At 40.0% G+C, this 16,228-nt stretch carries 17 protein-coding genes; 16 read left to right on the top strand and 1 reads right to left on the bottom strand.

From position 1 onward, the window contains the following. The first annotated feature begins 41 nt into the window (after positions 1–41). The 16 genes from WKR92_RS07340 (at position 42) to WKR92_RS07415 (ending at position 15,803) form a co-directional block, all read left to right on the top strand. Entirely contained in the window at positions 42–3,053 is a 3,012-nt protein-coding gene (locus WKR92_RS07340) for a TAT-variant-translocated molybdopterin oxidoreductase (RefSeq protein WP_375557173.1), read from the top strand. Positions 3,054–3,085: 32 nt separating this feature from the next. Beyond that, entirely contained in the window at positions 3,086–4,564 is a 1,479-nt protein-coding gene (gene nrfD, locus WKR92_RS07345) for an NrfD/PsrC family molybdoenzyme membrane anchor subunit (protein WP_375557174.1), read from the top strand. Between the two features lie 4 nt (positions 4,565–4,568). Further along, positions 4,569–5,105 (top strand): DUF3341 domain-containing protein, encoded by a 537-nt coding sequence (locus WKR92_RS07350; protein WP_375557175.1) that lies wholly within the window; start codon positions 4,569–4,571, stop codon positions 5,103–5,105. Next, positions 5,098–5,688, top strand: a complete 591-nt coding sequence (locus tag WKR92_RS07355; protein WP_375557176.1) for a c-type cytochrome — start codon at positions 5,098–5,100, stop codon at positions 5,686–5,688. Before WKR92_RS07350 ends, WKR92_RS07355 begins: the two co-directional genes overlap by 8 nt. A 20-nt stretch (positions 5,689–5,708) precedes the next feature. After that, entirely contained in the window at positions 5,709–6,929 is a 1,221-nt protein-coding gene (locus WKR92_RS07360; protein WP_375557177.1) for a quinol:cytochrome C oxidoreductase, read from the top strand. 37 nt (positions 6,930–6,966) lie between these two features. Next, on the top strand, positions 6,967–8,334 hold the full coding sequence (locus tag WKR92_RS07365) for a cytochrome c oxidase subunit II (protein ID WP_375557178.1): 1,368 nt from the start codon (positions 6,967–6,969) through the stop codon (positions 8,332–8,334). Positions 8,335–8,353: 19 nt separating this feature from the next. Beyond that, a complete protein-coding gene (locus tag WKR92_RS07370; RefSeq protein WP_375557179.1) occupies positions 8,354–10,249 on the top strand; it encodes a cytochrome c oxidase subunit I in 1,896 nt (631 codons plus the stop codon). A 64-nt stretch (positions 10,250–10,313) separates the two neighbouring features. Beyond that, a complete protein-coding gene (locus tag WKR92_RS07375; protein ID WP_375557180.1) occupies positions 10,314–11,345 on the top strand; it encodes a COX15/CtaA family protein in 1,032 nt (343 codons plus the stop codon). A gap of 8 nt (positions 11,346–11,353) precedes the next feature. Next, positions 11,354–12,223: a heme o synthase gene (gene cyoE / locus WKR92_RS07380; RefSeq protein ID WP_375557181.1), complete on the top strand. Its 870-nt coding sequence runs from the start codon at positions 11,354–11,356 to the stop codon at positions 12,221–12,223. Then, a complete protein-coding gene (locus WKR92_RS07385) occupies positions 12,220–12,807 on the top strand; it encodes a cytochrome c oxidase subunit 3 (RefSeq protein WP_375557182.1) in 588 nt (195 codons plus the stop codon). The genes cyoE and WKR92_RS07385 overlap by 4 nt, the downstream gene beginning before the upstream one ends. A 10-nt stretch (positions 12,808–12,817) precedes the next feature. Further along, positions 12,818–13,510, top strand: coding sequence for a cytochrome c oxidase subunit 3 (locus WKR92_RS07390; RefSeq protein ID WP_375557183.1), 693 nt, complete (start codon positions 12,818–12,820; stop codon positions 13,508–13,510). Positions 13,511–13,530: 20 nt separating this feature from the next. Then, entirely contained in the window at positions 13,531–13,884 is a 354-nt protein-coding gene (locus WKR92_RS07395; protein ID WP_375557184.1) for a cytochrome C oxidase subunit IV family protein, read from the top strand. Between the two features lie 25 nt (positions 13,885–13,909). Further along, positions 13,910–14,569, top strand: coding sequence for an SCO family protein (locus tag WKR92_RS07400; RefSeq protein ID WP_375557185.1), 660 nt, complete (start codon positions 13,910–13,912; stop codon positions 14,567–14,569). Between the two features lie 43 nt (positions 14,570–14,612). Then, positions 14,613–15,110: a DUF420 domain-containing protein gene (locus WKR92_RS07405; RefSeq protein ID WP_375557966.1), complete on the top strand. Its 498-nt coding sequence runs from the start codon at positions 14,613–14,615 to the stop codon at positions 15,108–15,110. 18 nt (positions 15,111–15,128) lie between these two features. Beyond that, complete coding sequence (locus WKR92_RS07410; RefSeq protein WP_375557186.1) at positions 15,129–15,407, top strand: CAMCR motif-containing small membrane protein; 279 nt, start codon at positions 15,129–15,131, stop codon at positions 15,405–15,407. A gap of 9 nt (positions 15,408–15,416) precedes the next feature. Further along, entirely contained in the window at positions 15,417–15,803 is a 387-nt protein-coding gene (locus WKR92_RS07415; protein WP_375557187.1) for a DUF983 domain-containing protein, read from the top strand. Here the strand turns inward: WKR92_RS07415 and WKR92_RS07420 are convergent. After that, positions 15,800–16,108: a DUF4286 family protein gene (locus WKR92_RS07420; RefSeq protein ID WP_375557188.1), complete on the bottom strand. Its 309-nt coding sequence runs from the start codon at positions 16,106–16,108 to the stop codon at positions 15,800–15,802. The two genes, WKR92_RS07415 and WKR92_RS07420, sit on opposite strands and share 4 nt — an antisense overlap. Positions 16,109–16,228 lie beyond the last annotated feature (120 nt).

Below are 16,228 nucleotides of genomic sequence, written 5' to 3' on the forward strand. Positions count from 1 at the left end.
GTATAAAACAAACGTAGCAATACGATTATATAATAGCTTAAATGGATAGCAACAAAAAATACTGGAAAGGTTTAGAGGAATTACAGCAAACTCCCGCTTTTGTAGAAAACAAAAGTGCAGAGTTTTCTGAAAATATTCCGATTGAAAACGTGTTAAATGAAGCTGGTTTAAGTACGAAAACTCCTCGTAGAGACTTCTTAAAAGCTTTAGGTTTTGGAGTAGGGGCAGTTACATTAGCTGCTTGTCAGCGCACGCCTGTTCATAAGTCTGTGCCTTATATCATTAAGCCAGAAGAGGTAACACCCGGTGTGCCGAATTATTATGCTTCAAGTTATAAAGGACAAAGCCTAATAGTGAAAACTCGAGAAGGCAGGCCAATATTTATAGAGGCAAATCCGAAAGCTGTATTTGGTGGAAATGGGGTAAGTGCGCCAACACAAGCATCTATTCTAGACTTGTATGACATGTCCAAACTTAAAGGTCCACGTGCTGGGTCTGAGGATATTTCATGGGAAGAAGTAGATAAGCAAGTCACTTCAGCATTAACTTCGGCTTCAAATGCAGGCAAACAGATTGCGATCGTATCTAGTACACTTAATAGCCCATCAGCTCGGGCAGCAATCACCGAATTTATTGCGGCATATCCAACTGCTAAGTTGATTGAAGTTGATGCGGTGTCTTACTCAGGTATCATTAGAGCTAACGAGCGTAGCTTTGGTAAAGCTGCGCTACCGCAATATCGTTTTGATAAAGCTGATGTAATCGTAAGTGTTGGTGCAGACTTCCTAAATACATGGATAGATGAAGTTGAGTTCACAAAACAATATATGACCAACCGAAACCATGCTTCATTGAAGAATGGTAAAATGTCGCGACATATCCAATTTGAGAGTGGATTAAGTGTAACGGGTACGAACGCTGATGTAAGGGTTACGATTAAACCTTCTGAGGAGGGGGCGCTATTAATATCGTTGTATAATGAATTAACAGGGTCATCGTTGCCGAATGGACTTCAGGGAAATGAAAAAGCGGCAACTGCTGTCAAATTAGTAGCGAAAGAATTAGGTCAGGCAAATGGAAGGTCTCTTCTTGTCTCTGGCTCGAATGATATTAATATACAGTCGCTCGTTAATGCGATCAACGTACATTTAGGAAGTTACGGAACTACCATTGATCTTGATAACGCAGCAAATCATTTTAAAGGGGATGATGGAGCTTTCGCTCAATTCTTAACGGACGCTAAAGGGGGGAACGTTGATGTTGCATTCTTTATTAATAGTAATCCTGTTTACGATTATTTTGACTCCAAAGCAGTAGAAGAGGCTTTGGAAAAGATTGAATTTAAACTTTCGTTCGCAGAACGTGAGGACGAAACAGCATCTAAATCGACGATTATAGCACCGGGACGCAGTTATTTGGAGTCTTGGGGTGATTCAGAGTCGTATGCAGGTTATTTCACAATTGTACAACCGACAATTAATCCAATTTTCGACTCCCGTCAATACGAAGAAAGTTTCTTGATTTGGTCTGGAAATACTACGCCTTACCATGATTACGTTAAAGCCTATTGGGAAGCTAATATTCTTGGGGCATCAGGTAAAACGTGGATCGATGGCTTGCAAGAAGGATTTATTTTTAATGGTCGCCAAGGCGGAGCCGCGAAAGCCTTCAATGGTTCGGTTAGTGACATCGCTAATCAGATTGGAAGTCTAGGCAAAGCAATCGCAAAAGATGTTGAATTAGAGCTATACCAAAGCGCACTGGGTGATGGGAAACAAGCAAATAACGCATATCTTTTGGAGCTTCCAGATGCTGTTTCGAAGGTGACTTGGGATAACTATGTGGCGATTGAACCTAAATACGCTGAATCTTTAGGCTTAGGGGAAAAAGACCTAGTGGAAGTGACTGCGGACAACGGTTATTCAATTACTTTGCCAGTGTTGTTACAGCCTGGACAAGCGCAAGGTACCGTTTCTATTGCAGTTGGGTTTGGAAGGACAAAAGCGGGACAAGCGGGTAATGGAGTTGGAAAAAACGCGTTCCCTTTTGCACGTTTAGTAAATGGCACCCTTCAGTTTAATAATTCGGTTAAGATTGCAAAAGCATCTGGCTCTTACGAATTAGCTCAAACGCAGACTCACCACACGATTGAGGGGCGTAACGTGATTCGCGAAACGACTTTTGCAGATTATAAGAACGATCCGACCCATAACAGTGGTAACTCCGGTCACAAACATAAAACTTACGATTTATGGAATAAATATGAGCAACCTGGACATAGCTGGGTGATGGCAATCGATTTGAATGCTTGTACAGGCTGTGGCTCATGTATAGTTGCTTGTAGTATTGAAAACAACGTTCCTGTTGTTGGACGTGATGAAGTTCGCCGTCGCCGAGAAATGCATTGGATACGTATCGACCGTTACTATTCATTTGACAATGGTAATAATAAAGGGGTAACTAGAGAAGGGGAAATTGATGATCTTGAAGATCTTGGTAATGTATCGGTAGTGCACCAACCTATGTTATGTCAGCATTGTGATCATGCCCCTTGTGAAACTGTTTGTCCAGTGTTAGCAACGGTACACTCATCTGAAGGCCTAAATCACATGGCGTACAACAGATGCTTCGGTACTAGATACTGTGCAAACAACTGTCCATATAAAGTGCGTCGCTTCAATTGGTTTAACTATTGGAATGATTCAAGGTTTGATAATTATTTGAATAACGAATTTACACAGTTAGTCTTGAATCCAGATGTAACTTCAAGATCTCGTGGGGTTATGGAGAAATGTTCAATGTGTATACAACGTATTCAAGCGGGTAAATTACAAGCAAAAGCTGAGAAGCGCCCAATTAAAGATGGGGATATCCAAGTAGCGTGTGCTGCGGCTTGTCCTGCAAATGCAATTATCTTTGGAGATAGGAACGATCCTGAATCGGAAGTTTCCAAAGCACTGCAAAACGAACGCGTTTATTACGTGTTAGAAGAATTAAACGTTCAACCGGGTGTTGGTTATATGACAAAAGTGAGAAACACTTTAGACGCATAATCAATATTAAATATATCTGAAATAAAAAGAATATGTCATCGCACAACGAATCTATTATTAGAGAACCCCTTGTAACCGGGGAAAATATTACCTACGCAAAGGTTACAGACGACATTCTCGTTTCTGTAGAAAATAGGCCGAACAAGGCATGGTGGATTGGTTTCATCGTTGCCGCGTTAGGTGCATTGCTGTGGGTTGTGAGCGTAGGGTACACGTTTTGGACAGGGATTGGTGCTTGGGGCTTAAATAAGACCGTAGGCTGGGCCTGGGACATCACTACATTCGTATGGTGGGTAGGTATCGGTCACGCCGGGACACTAATTTCGGCGGTTCTGTTACTCTTCCGCCAGAATTGGCGTAATTCGATTAACCGATCTGCTGAAGCTATGACGATTTTTGCGGTAATTTGTGCGGCGACCTACGTTGTGGCTCACATGGGTCGTCCCTGGTTAGCTTATTGGATATTCCCGCTACCAAACCAATTCGGTTCCTTGTGGGTAAACTTCAACTCACCTCTTGTGTGGGATGCATTTGCAATTTCCACATACTTTACAGTATCGTTAGTATTTTGGTATGTTGGTTTATTACCTGATATTGCTACCATCCGTGATAGAGCTATCGGTGTTAGAAGAAGAGTATATTCAATTTTATCATTCGGATGGAATGGATCAGTAAAAACATGGCAACGATTTGAGATCGTTTGTTTGATACTTGCGGGTATTGCTACTCCATTGGTGCTTTCGGTACACACGATTGTATCCATGGACTTTGCTACGTCGGTAATTCCAGGTTGGCATACGACGATTTTCCCTCCATATTTCGTGGCGGGTGCGATTTTCTCGGGATTTGCCATGGTGCAGACTCTCCTTTTGGTGATGAGAAAAGTGCTGAATTTGGAACACTACATCACGATGTTTCATATTGAGTCAATGAACAAAATCATATTGGTTACGGGTTCAATTGTCGGTATCGCGTACTTAACCGAATTATTTATTGCTTGGTATTCAGGGTCAGAGTATGAGTTGTACGCTTTTCAAAATCGTATCGCTGGACCATATTGGTGGGCTTACTGGACCATGATGACTTGTAACGTAATTTCACCACAATTATTCTGGTTTAAAAAGATTAGAACGAGCATCGCATTATCATGGATCTTATCGATCGTGGTTAATATTGGTATGTGGTTCGAACGTTTTGTGATTATTGTGACATCTCTTCATCGTGATTACCTTCCTTCCAGTTGGGTTATGTTCTACCCAACATGGGCAGACGTAGGTATCTTTGTTGGCTCAATAGGTTTGTTCTTCACGATGTTCTTATTGTTCCTTCGTGTATTGCCTCCAGTGGCTATTGCGGAAGTGAAATTGTTGTTGAAGACACAAAGTCATGCAGTTAAGAAGAAAATAATCTTAGAAGGCAAGGAAGAGAGAGAGTACGAAGAGTTTTACAAAAACTCGTTGGATAAATACGACTCGGTAACAGAGCGCGAAGTTAAAGAACTAGTAAAATAAAAGGATGAGCACTACAAAATATATATTAGGAAGCTTTGGAGATCCTGACGAAATGATGCACGGCATCGAGAAATTACAGGAGAATAATATTAAAATATATGATGTTTTTACACCAATGCCGATTCACGGAATTGAAGCAAAGTTAGGTGTTCCGCCATCTAGGTTACCTATCGTAGCATTTTTGTGTGGGCTGTTAGGTTTTATATTAGGTTTTTCCTTACTCTACTATACCATGGTATATGATTGGCCTATGAATATAGGAGGTAAGCCTGCTTTTGCAATACCGAACTTTGTTCCAGTGACTTTTGAAGTGACAATACTTTGTACCGCACTTGGTATGGTTGCTATATTCTTTTATAGAAACCATCTTTTCCCGGGCCGTGCACCAAGAGTAATGGACTTCAGAGCAACAGACGATCGCTTCGTTATTGCTATAGACGCAAAAGAGAATACTGACCACGATAAAATTGAAACTTTATTAAAAGAAGCTGGTGCAATTGATGTAATGCACAACGAGAGAAAATATGTTAGCTATGAATAAGATTAAGATAATAGGATCTGCATGTATTGCTGTAGCTTTAGCCGCCGTTGTTTCTGCTTGTGGAGATGGAACGACAAGAAGTACAGGCATGGAATTTTCTCGGAATATGTATGATCCGATTGGGTATGATGCAGATCAGGTAAATGAAAACTTTGCCAATAATATTACTGCTCAGACCCCTCCTGAAGGTACGGTTCCCATCGGTTTTGAAAATTTTGGGCTTCAATATGAGAATACCCCTGAAGCGTATGAGGCTGCGGGTGCAAATTTCCATAACCCACTTGAAAGAACAGAAGAAAATCTGAAGCAAGGTGAAGTATTGTATTTGCGCTTTTGTCAACCATGTCACGGTGAATCTGGTGCGGGAGATGGAAGTATCGTTCAATTGGGGAAATTCCCACCTCCTCCATCATATAGTACAGGTAATTCATCACGAGGAGGAATGATGAAAGACTTATCAGATGGTAAGATTTATCATACCATTTATTATGGACTAAACTTAATGGGATCTCATGCTAGTCAAATTTCTCCAGAAGATCGCTGGAAAATTGTTATGCATGTTCATGAATTACAAAACCGATAGTATAAATAGATATCTAACAAATGGAAACTCATCAACATTCGTATAATTTCAATGAACAGTTCGACTTTTCAGGTAAACCAAAAACCTGGAGTCTGATTGCAATTTTGATTGGAGTAATTGCTATCGTTTACGGTTTTGTATTCAATGGCGCTGAAAGAACCTTTGCCAATCTATTGTTAATGAGCTATTACTTAACTTGTATCTGTGCAGCAGGTACTTGTTTTCTAGCGATACAATATGTCACTCAATCAGGATGGTCAGCTGGAATGATAAGAATACCTCAGGCATTCTCTAGTTTATTACCTCTGGCTTCGCTTATTCTATTAGCCGTTTGTACCATCGGGCTATTTTCTCATAATCTGTACCATCACTGGTTTGGAGAAGGCTTGACTGACCCCAATAGCTCTCACTTTGATCCTCTAATAGCAAAGAAGGAAGTATATCTGAATGCACCAGCTTTTCTTTTACGGGAAGTAATTTTCTTGGCTGCTTATAGTTTTTTTGCTGTTGCGCTGACGAAGTTCTCTTATAATGAAGATTTGGCTGGAGGCTTAAATTCATATAAGAAAAGCTTCAGATACTCCGCTATTTTCTTGGTGATTTTTGGTTTTACATCGCCGATATGGATTTTTGATACCATCATGTCTTTGGAAGCACATTGGTTCTCTACGATGTTTGGATGGTATAACTTTGCTGCACTTTGGGTGAGCGGTTTATGTGCGATTACGTTGACAATTATATTATTGAAGAAGGCGGGATATATGAACTGGGTCAATATCAATCACCTGCATGATATGGGTAAACTTATTTTTGGTTTTTCTATTTTCTGGTGTTATGTTTGGTTCGCTCAGTTTATGTTGATCTGGTATGCAAACTTACCGGAAGAAACAGTTTATTTCTACAAACGATGGGAGCCTGAGTATAAACCATGGTTCTGGTTGAATATTGTGATAAACTTCTTAGCCCCTATCTTGATTCTGATCAATAGGTCATGGGTTAGAAACATAAATGTTTTAGCAGGTGTTTGTATTATGCTATTACTGGGACATTGGCTTGATTATTATTTGATGATTATGCCAGGAACTGTAGAGCAACACAGAGGATTTGGCTTAACTGAAATTGGGATGGCTATTGGTTTTACAGGCCTGTTTGTTTACTTAATGTTAAACAAATTAAGTAAACATGCATTAGCACCACAGAAGCATCCATTTTTGGAGGAGAGCTTACATCATCAAATTTAATTTACTTTACTTTAAAAAGTTTAATCGAACAATTAAAATGAAATTAAGACAATTCGTTCATAGTAAGGGAATTCTAGGACTGGTATTAGGATTATTGTTCTTGCTTCAGGTTCCAGTTTTTGCCCAGACAGATACTGCTGGGGTGGCAATTGAAACTGAGCAGACTGAAGCCGCTCAGACGGACACAACTGAGGCAACCGCAACGGAGGAAGCTACGGGAGATGCTACCGCAGACGAGGCAACGGAAGCTTCGGCAGGAGATGAAGTTTCAACTACACCTGCTAGTTCTTCAACGACGGCCGCAGCAGCGACAGCTGAAGAAGAAGCAAGTATACCAACTCAGGTTTATGTTAACTTCTTTTATTATTTGCTGCTGTTTGTGTTGGTGTGTTTGATTGTTACTATAATCGGACAAATTGGTAGCGTTTATGAGCTTACACAAAGAATGCAAGGCAAGATCGTAGGAGACAAATGGCACTCTAGTCAAGGGTGGTTATTCTTGATATCTTTGCCGTTGTTTTTATATGGGGTGTACTGGTCCTATGTCCACCATGGTTCCATGAGCTTTCGCGAGGCAGCGACAGAACACGGCGCTCGGATTGATACGTTATTCATTATTACAACCGTTATTACGACGATCGTTTTAGTACTTACACATATCGCGCTATTTGGATTTAGCTGGAAGTACAGAGGATCCGATAAGAGGAAAGCATATTTCTATCCACATAATAATACGTTGGAGAAAATTTGGACGATTGTTCCAGCCGCAGTGCTAACCGTATTGGTGCTCTCGGGCTTTTTTACATGGAGAGGCATAACGAATATTCCTGAAGAGCAACAAAAAAATGCTCTCCAGATTGAGGTAACCGGTGAGCAGTTTTTATGGACCGTGCGCTATGGCGGCCGTGATAACGTTATTGGTAAAAGAGATTATAAATTAACAACGCCAACCAACAGTTTAGGTATAGATTTTACCGATAAAACTGCATTAGATGATATTCGTGCTGGTGATATTGTAATACCTGTAGGTAAGCCGGTGCATTTTACAGTTAATGCGAAGGACGTTTTACACTCATTCTATATTCCTGAATTCAGAGTTCAAATTAATGCTGTACCTGGAATGCCAACTTTCTTCCATATAGTTCCAAAATATACGACAGAAGAAATGAGAGAAAAGTTAGATGATCCGAACTATGATTATATCTTGCTTTGTGCGAAGATTTGTGGTGGTGGTCATTACAATATGCAAAAGAAGGTAATCGTTGTTACTGAGGCTGAATATAAAGAATGGTTATCTGATCAAATATACTTCTTTGATGAGGCAATGCAGAAGGAGTTTAAAGAAACTCAGCAGCACGCTGGCAATTCGGAAATAGAAGGAAATCAATTGGTATTAAACAACTAAATATAGAGTTAAAGAACTTATGGCAACTACATCAACTCTGTCGTCGGCAGATTTTAATCACAACGATCACCATGGTGATCATGGGCATAAGGAAACATTCATATCTAAATATGTTTTTACTTTAGACCACAAGATGATAGCCAAGCAATTCCTTGTTACGGGGATTATTATGGCTTTTATCGCATTATTTTTATCGATCCTGTTTCGTCTTCAACTCGCTTGGCCTGAGACGGACTTTCCGATATTGGAAGTTTTTCTTGGCAAATGGGCTGAAGGGGGACGAATTAAGCCGGAGTTTTTCTTGGCTTTGGTGACAATTCACGGGACAATCATGGTCTTTTTCGTATTGACCGCTGGTCTGAGTGGGACCTTTAGTAATCTTTTAATACCGTTGCAAATTGGAGCTCGTGACATGGCAGCCCCATTTGTTAACATGTTGTCTTATTGGTTTTTCCTAACGGCATGTATTATCATGTTAGCGTCGTTCTTTGTAGAAAGCGGTCCCGCATCCTCAGGATGGACTGTGTACCCGCCTCTATCAGCAGTGCCAACTGCAATTGCAGGTTCCGGAACGGGAATGACTCTATGGCTAGTAAGTATGGTCTTTTTCATTGCTTCGCAGGTGATGGGAGGTATAAATTACATTAGTACTGTACTTAATATGCGTACGAAAGGTATGAGCATGTGGCGAATGCCATTGACTGTTTGGGCTTTACTTTTTACCGCCGTGTTAGGACTACTGTCGTTCCCGGTACTAGTTTCGGCTGTCGTTCTTCTATTTTTTGATAGAAGTATGGGTACGAGTTTCTATCTTTCTGACTTAGTAGTGCAAGGTCAAATTCTCGCTAATGAAGGAGGAAGTCCAATTTTATTCCAGCATTTATTCTGGTTCTTAGGGCACCCTGAAGTATATATTGTGATCTTACCGGCATTCGGTATCACTTCCGAAGTAATTTCTACTAACGCTCGTAAACCAATTTTTGGTTACCATGCGATGGTTTATTCATTAGCGGGTATCGCCGTATTGTCGTTTATTGTTTGGGGGCACCATATGTTCGTGACGGGCATGAACCCATTCTTAGGAGGTGTCTTTATGATTACTACCTTGATTATCGCGGTACCATCAGCTGTAAAGGTGTTTAACTATCTTGCTACGATTTGGCGAGGTAATATACGTTTTACACCGGCAATGATGTTCGCTATAGGAATGGTGTCATTCTTTATTTCTGGCGGTTTGACCGGTCTATTCGTTGGTAATGCGGCAATAGATATCAATGTCCATGACACGTATTTTATTGTAGCTCACTTCCATTTGGTAATGGGTTCAGCTGCAATCTTTGGTATGTTGGCTGGTGTTTATCACTGGTTCCCGAAGATGTATGGGCGACTAATGGACAATCGTTTAGGCTATCTACACTTTTGGCTGACATTTATCGGCGCATACTTCGTGTTCATGCCAATGCACTTTATGGGTATTGATGGAGTTCCCCGTAGATATTATGCATTTACGTCATTTGAGTTTATGGAGAAATGGCTATCTGTAAACGTATTTATAACGTGGTCTGCAATTATCGCGGGATTAGCACAAGTAGCTTTTGCTTGGAACTTCTTCTGGTCTATGAAACATGGTAAATTGGCGGGACCAAACCCATGGGGCGGTAATACATTGGAATGGACAACCCCAGTTGAGCGTATTCATGGAAACTGGCCAGGAGATCTTCCGACTGTACACCGTTGGCCGTACGACTATAGTAAGCCAGGACATCACGAAGACTTTATCCTTCAGACCGTTCCTTTTTCAGAAACAATGAGCTCAAATCTCCCTCATGATTTTGAGGGGAATCCAGAAGCAGAGAGAATACAGGCGGAGTGGGAAGCTGAACAAGCAGTAAATGAACGACAAGAGTCCAAGTAGCAATAAAAACGTGTAAAGAAGAAGGGGCGCGAGAATGTACTTACCGGCTGAAAGAAGATTTATAATGGTGAATCGGATCACTATTGTGGTTCTTTACATCGTGATTCTAGCCGGTGGTATTGTAAGAAGTACGGGATCTGGAATGGGATGTCCCGATTGGCCGAAGTGCTTTAATCGCTTCATCCCTCCAACACATGTCTCTCAATTGCCTGATAATTATGAACAGGAGTATATTGAGGGGAGAGCTGAAAAGAACGAACGCTTTGCTCAATATTTAGACAAGTTGGGTTTTAAAGAGCTGGCGTTGAAGATTCGGAATGATGAGAGCATTCTTCATCACGAGGAGTTTAATGCGGCGAAGACCTGGACGGAATACGTGAACCGTTTGGCGGGAGCAACACTTGGTGTATTCCTTTTATTGTGCGTGATATTTTCAACTGCCTATTGGAGATTTCGAAAGCGGATATTTTACTTCAGTTTATTGAACGTCGTTTTAGTTGTATTTCAAGCATGGATGGGCTCCGTTGTCGTTTCAACGAATCTCACACCATGGGTGATAACCATTCACATGGTATTGGCACTTGTGATATTGTTGATCGCAATCTATACCTATTTCCAGGCCAAAGTTATAAGAGACCGAGGAATGCTTTTGAACCAAAGTTCAGGTTGGATTAAGTGGTTGGCCGTTTTAGTACTACTCGTCACTTTTATACAAGTGATTATAGGGACGGATATCCGAGAAAGTATTGATATGATATCAGCAAGCTTGAACGGTCAAAATCGTGATCTCTGGGTTGACCAGTTAGGGTCAAGCTATATTTGGCATCGTGAATTAGCATTGGTATCCTTTATTCTGAGTCTATTATTGTTCTTTACAATACGATCAAGATTTGCGGGAGATAGTGAGCAGAGTAAAATGATCAATATCATGATGATATTAATGGTTTTACAGATCGTCACCGGGTTGGTTTTAGGCTATATGGGAATGCCTGCTTATATGCAAACTGCGCATCTTGTTTTGGCAACGCTTACTTTTGGCGCCCAATATTATATTATTCTGTTATTAACTAAAACAAGCCAATATATTGGGCATTAGGATAGAAAGTGAAAGAATTTATAAGTGATTTTAAGAAGCTGGTAAAGCTTAGGCTGACTCTGACAGTCGTATTTTCTGCGTCCATTGCTTTTTTGGTGGGTAGTAAAGTCCAAGGTGATATCAATTGGGTCAACTGGGCAATATTAACGATTAGCGGTTTCTTCGTCACAGGCTCAGCTAATGGATTTAATGAGATTATTGAGCGTGATTTAGACAAGTTGATGTCTAGAACTGCAGATAGGCCGCTGCCTTCGGGAAGAATGAATACAGGTCAGGCATTGGTGCTAAGCTTATTCATGGGGCTGATCGGAACGATACTTTTATTCAGATTGAATCTCCTTACAGGTGCATTGTCCGTATTCTCAATCATTCTTTATGCATTTGTATATACACCTATTAAGCAGAAATCCCCGATTGCCGTTTTTGTAGGTGCATTTCCCGGAGCCCTACCACCACTAATAGGTTATTTTGCAGCTTTCGATGAACCTGTAATTTCATGGATACCGATTATTTTGTTCACAATCCAATTTGTTTGGCAGTTTCCTCATTTCTGGGCGATCGCATGGGTGCTGGATGAAGATTATAAACGTGCTGGTTTCCGATTGCTACCCACTTCTAGGAAAGATAAGATTAGTGCTTTCATGGTACTATTCTCCTCGATTCTGTTAATTCCAGTCGGTTTGCTGCCAACCTTAATGGGTTTTGGTGGGTATGTCGTTGGTGCCGTATCAACCTTAGGAGCGTTAATGTTTGTTTGGTACTCGGTCCAATTGTATCGTCGACTGGATACAGCGTCAGCAAAGAAAGTGATGTTCACCTCTTTTTTTTATTTACCAGTGATACAGTTAACTTTACTGTTTGATTTTATAGCGATATGAGCACGAAGGATATTACGAACGAACAAAATTCTTTAGGCATATTCAAGGCCAAAAAGTTTGCATTATGGCTATTTATTATAGCCTCTATCATGATCTTTGCCTCTTTAAGTAGTGGGTACATTGTGTATACGGCCAATGGAGTAGACAAAGGGATTAAGATTCTATTGCCACAGGCATTTATTTGGAGTACCGCGTTCATTGTGCTGAGCAGTGCAACAGTGCACCTAGCCTACGATGCGACAAAGAAGGATGACGGAGGGAAGCGACGTATCTTTTTATTGATATCAATTGTCTTAGGTATTGCATTTTTTATTTCTCAGTTTAGTGCATGGAAGACCTTGGTTGATCAAGGTGCTTACTTTATCAATAATAATGCTTCGCAATCCTTTATTTATGTCTTTACAGGGTTTCACCTAGCACATATTTTGGGTGGGATTATTGTTTTGCTGGTTGCCTTTTTTCGGAAAACCGATCGGTACTCCCTTAAGCAGAATATTGGAAGTACCGAGCTTGCCGCGATGTTCTGGCATTTTCTAGATATTTTATGGATATATATATATGTTTTCTTACTTTTGAACCAATAAAATTTTTATAATGAGCACAACTATATCAAAATTAGATGAAGTAAAGACTGGCAAATGGTCAGGTGGAACCTCACCTTTGAAGGCTGAATATGGTAAAGTAATGATGTGGCTATTTTTGCTTTCAGATGCTTTTACATTTACAGGCTTCCTTACTGTGTACGGGGCGCAAAGAATGTACGTGCAAGATACATGGCCTAACCCAGATATCATTTTCCAATCTATTCCGTTCATTACGGACACCGGAGCTCCTTTGGTATTTGTTGGTATAATGACTTTTATTCTGATTGTAAGTTCTGTAACGATGGTTCTTGCGGTTGAAGCAGGACACAGACACTCGAAGAAAGAGGTTGTGTTATGGATGATTTTAACAATTATCGGGGGCTTAACATTCTTGGGTTGTCAGGCCTTGGAATGGAGTCACCTAAGCCATCAAGGTTTCTGGTTTGGCGCTATTCCGGAGTCTATTCCCTTGGCAGAACAACAAGGAGCTACTCAATTTTCTAGTTTCTTTTTTGCCATTACCGGTTTTCACGGTTTCCACGTTACAGTGGGTATTACGCTGAATATCATCATTCTTTTAATGACCCTGGCTAATGTGTTCGAACGTCGTGGAACCTATTTGATGATCGAGAAAGTAGGTTTATACTGGCACTTTGTCGATCTGGTATGGGTATTTGTGTTTACATTCTTCTACTTGGTTTAAATTTTAAAATTATATAGATCATGTCTACTGAAAATAATACTGCTGAGAATAACTATGAACACCACGAGCCTGATATGACCAAAGGTCGTATTTGGAAAGTGTTCTTTTATCTATTAGGTCTCACTGCATTGGAGTTTATTATAGCTCTTGGTTTTGTTGAAACAGGTTTGATAGAAAAAGGTATTGCGGTAGTCGCTGTATACATCATTTTAACGATATTAAAGGCGTTCTACATCGTAGCATATTTTATGCACCTTAAGTTTGAAACAAAAGTGTTTCAATTAATACTGGGTATCCCGCTTTTTCTCCTAATTTATATGATTATCTTGATACTCATTGAAGGAGATTACATCGGACTATACCTTTTTAAATAGGAGATATACAGCTCCCTGAGCATACATGGCTGAAAGGAATAAACGGTATTCTTTAGGTAAAATAATAACCCTGGTATTGATTTTATTGATACCAGGGTTATTGCATTTTTATTTGCGCCAAACGGGTGAGAATGTATATCTAGATTTACCTTATCTGGGTTCTCCTCTTTCTGACACCACACAAGTGCAGCCTTTTCAGCTGATAAATCAAGACAGTCTTCTCGTTCGCTTTCCTGAAAGAGAAAGTATTACCGTTGTTCAATTTATGCATTCTGATTGTCAGCAGTTTGGTGTTTACATGAATTTGGCAATGGCTCGGGTTGCAAAGAAATTTGGTGAACATCCCATGGTAAACCTTTATAGCATTTCTATTGACTCGAATGATACTCCATCCGTCTTAAAAGAAATGGCTAAACAGTATGGCACTGAAGGAACGAATTGGCAGTTTCTGACCGGATCAGAGGCTGAAACTTCGCGCATAGCACAAGACGAATTTTGGTTAGATGGTTTTGCTGATCACCGTAACAATTCTTTCATACACAGTCCGTACTTTATTCTGCTAGACTCAAAACAGCGCATTCGTGGCTATTACGAGTTTTTTACAAAGGATGAGGTCGATCGCCTTGTCGGTGAAATGATTCTACTAGTAACCGAACTATCCAGAGAAAACAAGGTAAATTTGTAAAATGAATGATAAAGCAATATTTAGATTAGTTGGTGCGGTTTCGATGATCGTTTTATTAGTTGTTATCCTTCTTCAAGCTAATATTGTCAATTTGTTTCCCAACCATGATGTCCTCCCAAAGTGGGTCCAATTTTTGCCGACTCTTAACGCATTGATTAATGGTACTTGTACTATCTTATTGTTGATATCTTATTATTTCATTCGGCGAAAAAATATTCAAATGCATAAGCGGTTAAATATCACAACCTTTATTTTGTCTTGTTTTTTTATGATCTCGTATTTGATCTTTCACTCGGCGGGAATGGAGACAAAATTCGGTGGCCAAGGACCGATACGGTATGTATATTTCTTCATTCTGATAACTCATATTATACTCGCCGCTATTGTGCTTCCGTTAGTCTTATTGAGTTTCTATCGTGGCATGATGCTGCAAGTTGAAAAGCATAAAAAGCTGGTTCGGTGGAGTTTTCCGATCTGGTTATACGTGACAATTAGCGGAGTTTTAGTATATTTGATGATATCTCCTTATTATTCATTTTAGGGGGTTAGATTAAAGAAAATGAAAAGTTCAGTAAAAAAAATCTTAGGAATTCTTTTACTAGCGGTGGCGTTAGCGAGTTCGCCGCTTTCGGAAGCACAAGCGCAATGTGCCATGTGTTCATTGACAGCTGACAGTTCTGTAAAAAATGGTAATACGCAAGGCGATAATTTAAATAAAGGTATATTGTTTCTTTTAGCAATGCCGTATACCGCCGTTGCTCTGGTTGGGTTTCTTTGGTATCGAAAATATCGTAAGAAACAAGAAGCGGAAGCCCCCAATCCTTTTTCTCAAGGCTAGTTTTTAGCTGTGAAAGCTAGAGGACTATTAAGCGCAATGGCATCTTGTCGATGCCCTCGTTGTCGTACAGGGAAGGTCTTCTATGGACATCCATATTCCTTTAGAAGACAGCGAAGTAATCAAGTGTGCGCTCATTGCGGTCTTTATTTTGAGGTCGAGCCCGGATATTTTTATATATCAATGTATATCAGCTATGGTTTTGCTGTTTTTGAAGCGCTCATCGCAGCTTTTATACTTTACTCACTAACACATAGTGAGTCGCCTTGGCTATATGGTTTTGTATTAATCAGCATTATTATTTTGATGGCACCTATCAACTATCGATACTCGAGGATCGCCCTGCTCTATATGACACCTAAAATTAAATACGATCCGCGCTATCATATAGATGATTAATAGAAAGCGATGTACTCCATTCTACTTTCAAAAAGATAAAGCTGATTTTTCCAGTGCTGTTCTATTTTTTCTTGGATACGATTAAAGAAACCAGTTTTAAAAAGATCAATCTCTTTCTCGCTCGCACTCATCATTTGAAGGCTATATGTTTCCCCTTCGTTTGGAGAATCTAACACCTTTAAAAACGATTGGCCTTTAAAAATTGATTCATTAGCTAATTTCGGAAGAAAATCATATCGGATCCATGCTGTGAACTCAGCGTCGATATCCTCGTTTACCAGGAATGTGATGTTATACAATATCATGATGCGAAGATAGGATATCTGGAGCGTTAAAACCAAGACCTATATTTCGCCAGAGTGCTGTATTTTAAATGTTACCAATATACATTTCTCATCAAAGCTTATTTTTCCTAAATTCACAAA

The sequence above is a fragment of the Albibacterium profundi genome, assembly GCF_042159835.1.
GTDB lineage: Bacteria > Bacteroidota > Bacteroidia > Sphingobacteriales > Sphingobacteriaceae > Albibacterium > Albibacterium profundi.

Excerpts from the sequence above, each read along its gene's own strand:
- WKR92_RS07420 (WP_375557188.1), bottom strand. The coding sequence starts at position 16,108 with ATGATATTGTATAACATCACATTCCTGGTAAACGAGGATATCGACGCT.
- WKR92_RS07390 (WP_375557183.1), top strand. The coding sequence starts at position 12,818 with ATGAGCACAACTATATCAAAATTAGATGAAGTAAAGACTGGCAAATGG.
- WKR92_RS07385 (WP_375557182.1), top strand. The coding sequence starts at position 12,220 with ATGAGCACGAAGGATATTACGAACGAACAAAATTCTTTAGGCATATTC.
- WKR92_RS07405 (WP_375557966.1), top strand. The coding sequence starts at position 14,613 with ATGATCGTTTTATTAGTTGTTATCCTTCTTCAAGCTAATATTGTCAAT.
- WKR92_RS07400 (WP_375557185.1), top strand. The coding sequence starts at position 13,910 with ATGGCTGAAAGGAATAAACGGTATTCTTTAGGTAAAATAATAACCCTG.
- WKR92_RS07355 (WP_375557176.1), top strand. The coding sequence starts at position 5,098 with ATGAATAAGATTAAGATAATAGGATCTGCATGTATTGCTGTAGCTTTA.
- WKR92_RS07350 (WP_375557175.1), top strand. The coding sequence starts at position 4,569 with ATGAGCACTACAAAATATATATTAGGAAGCTTTGGAGATCCTGACGAA.
- WKR92_RS07410 (WP_375557186.1), top strand. The coding sequence starts at position 15,129 with ATGAAAAGTTCAGTAAAAAAAATCTTAGGAATTCTTTTACTAGCGGTG.
- WKR92_RS07360 (WP_375557177.1), top strand. The coding sequence starts at position 5,709 with ATGGAAACTCATCAACATTCGTATAATTTCAATGAACAGTTCGACTTT.
- WKR92_RS07370 (WP_375557179.1), top strand. The coding sequence starts at position 8,354 with ATGGCAACTACATCAACTCTGTCGTCGGCAGATTTTAATCACAACGAT.
- WKR92_RS07375 (WP_375557180.1), top strand. The coding sequence starts at position 10,314 with ATGGTGAATCGGATCACTATTGTGGTTCTTTACATCGTGATTCTAGCC.
- WKR92_RS07340 (WP_375557173.1), top strand. The coding sequence starts at position 42 with ATGGATAGCAACAAAAAATACTGGAAAGGTTTAGAGGAATTACAGCAA.
- nrfD (WP_375557174.1), top strand. The coding sequence starts at position 3,086 with ATGTCATCGCACAACGAATCTATTATTAGAGAACCCCTTGTAACCGGG.
- WKR92_RS07365 (WP_375557178.1), top strand. The coding sequence starts at position 6,967 with ATGAAATTAAGACAATTCGTTCATAGTAAGGGAATTCTAGGACTGGTA.
- WKR92_RS07395 (WP_375557184.1), top strand. The coding sequence starts at position 13,531 with ATGTCTACTGAAAATAATACTGCTGAGAATAACTATGAACACCACGAG.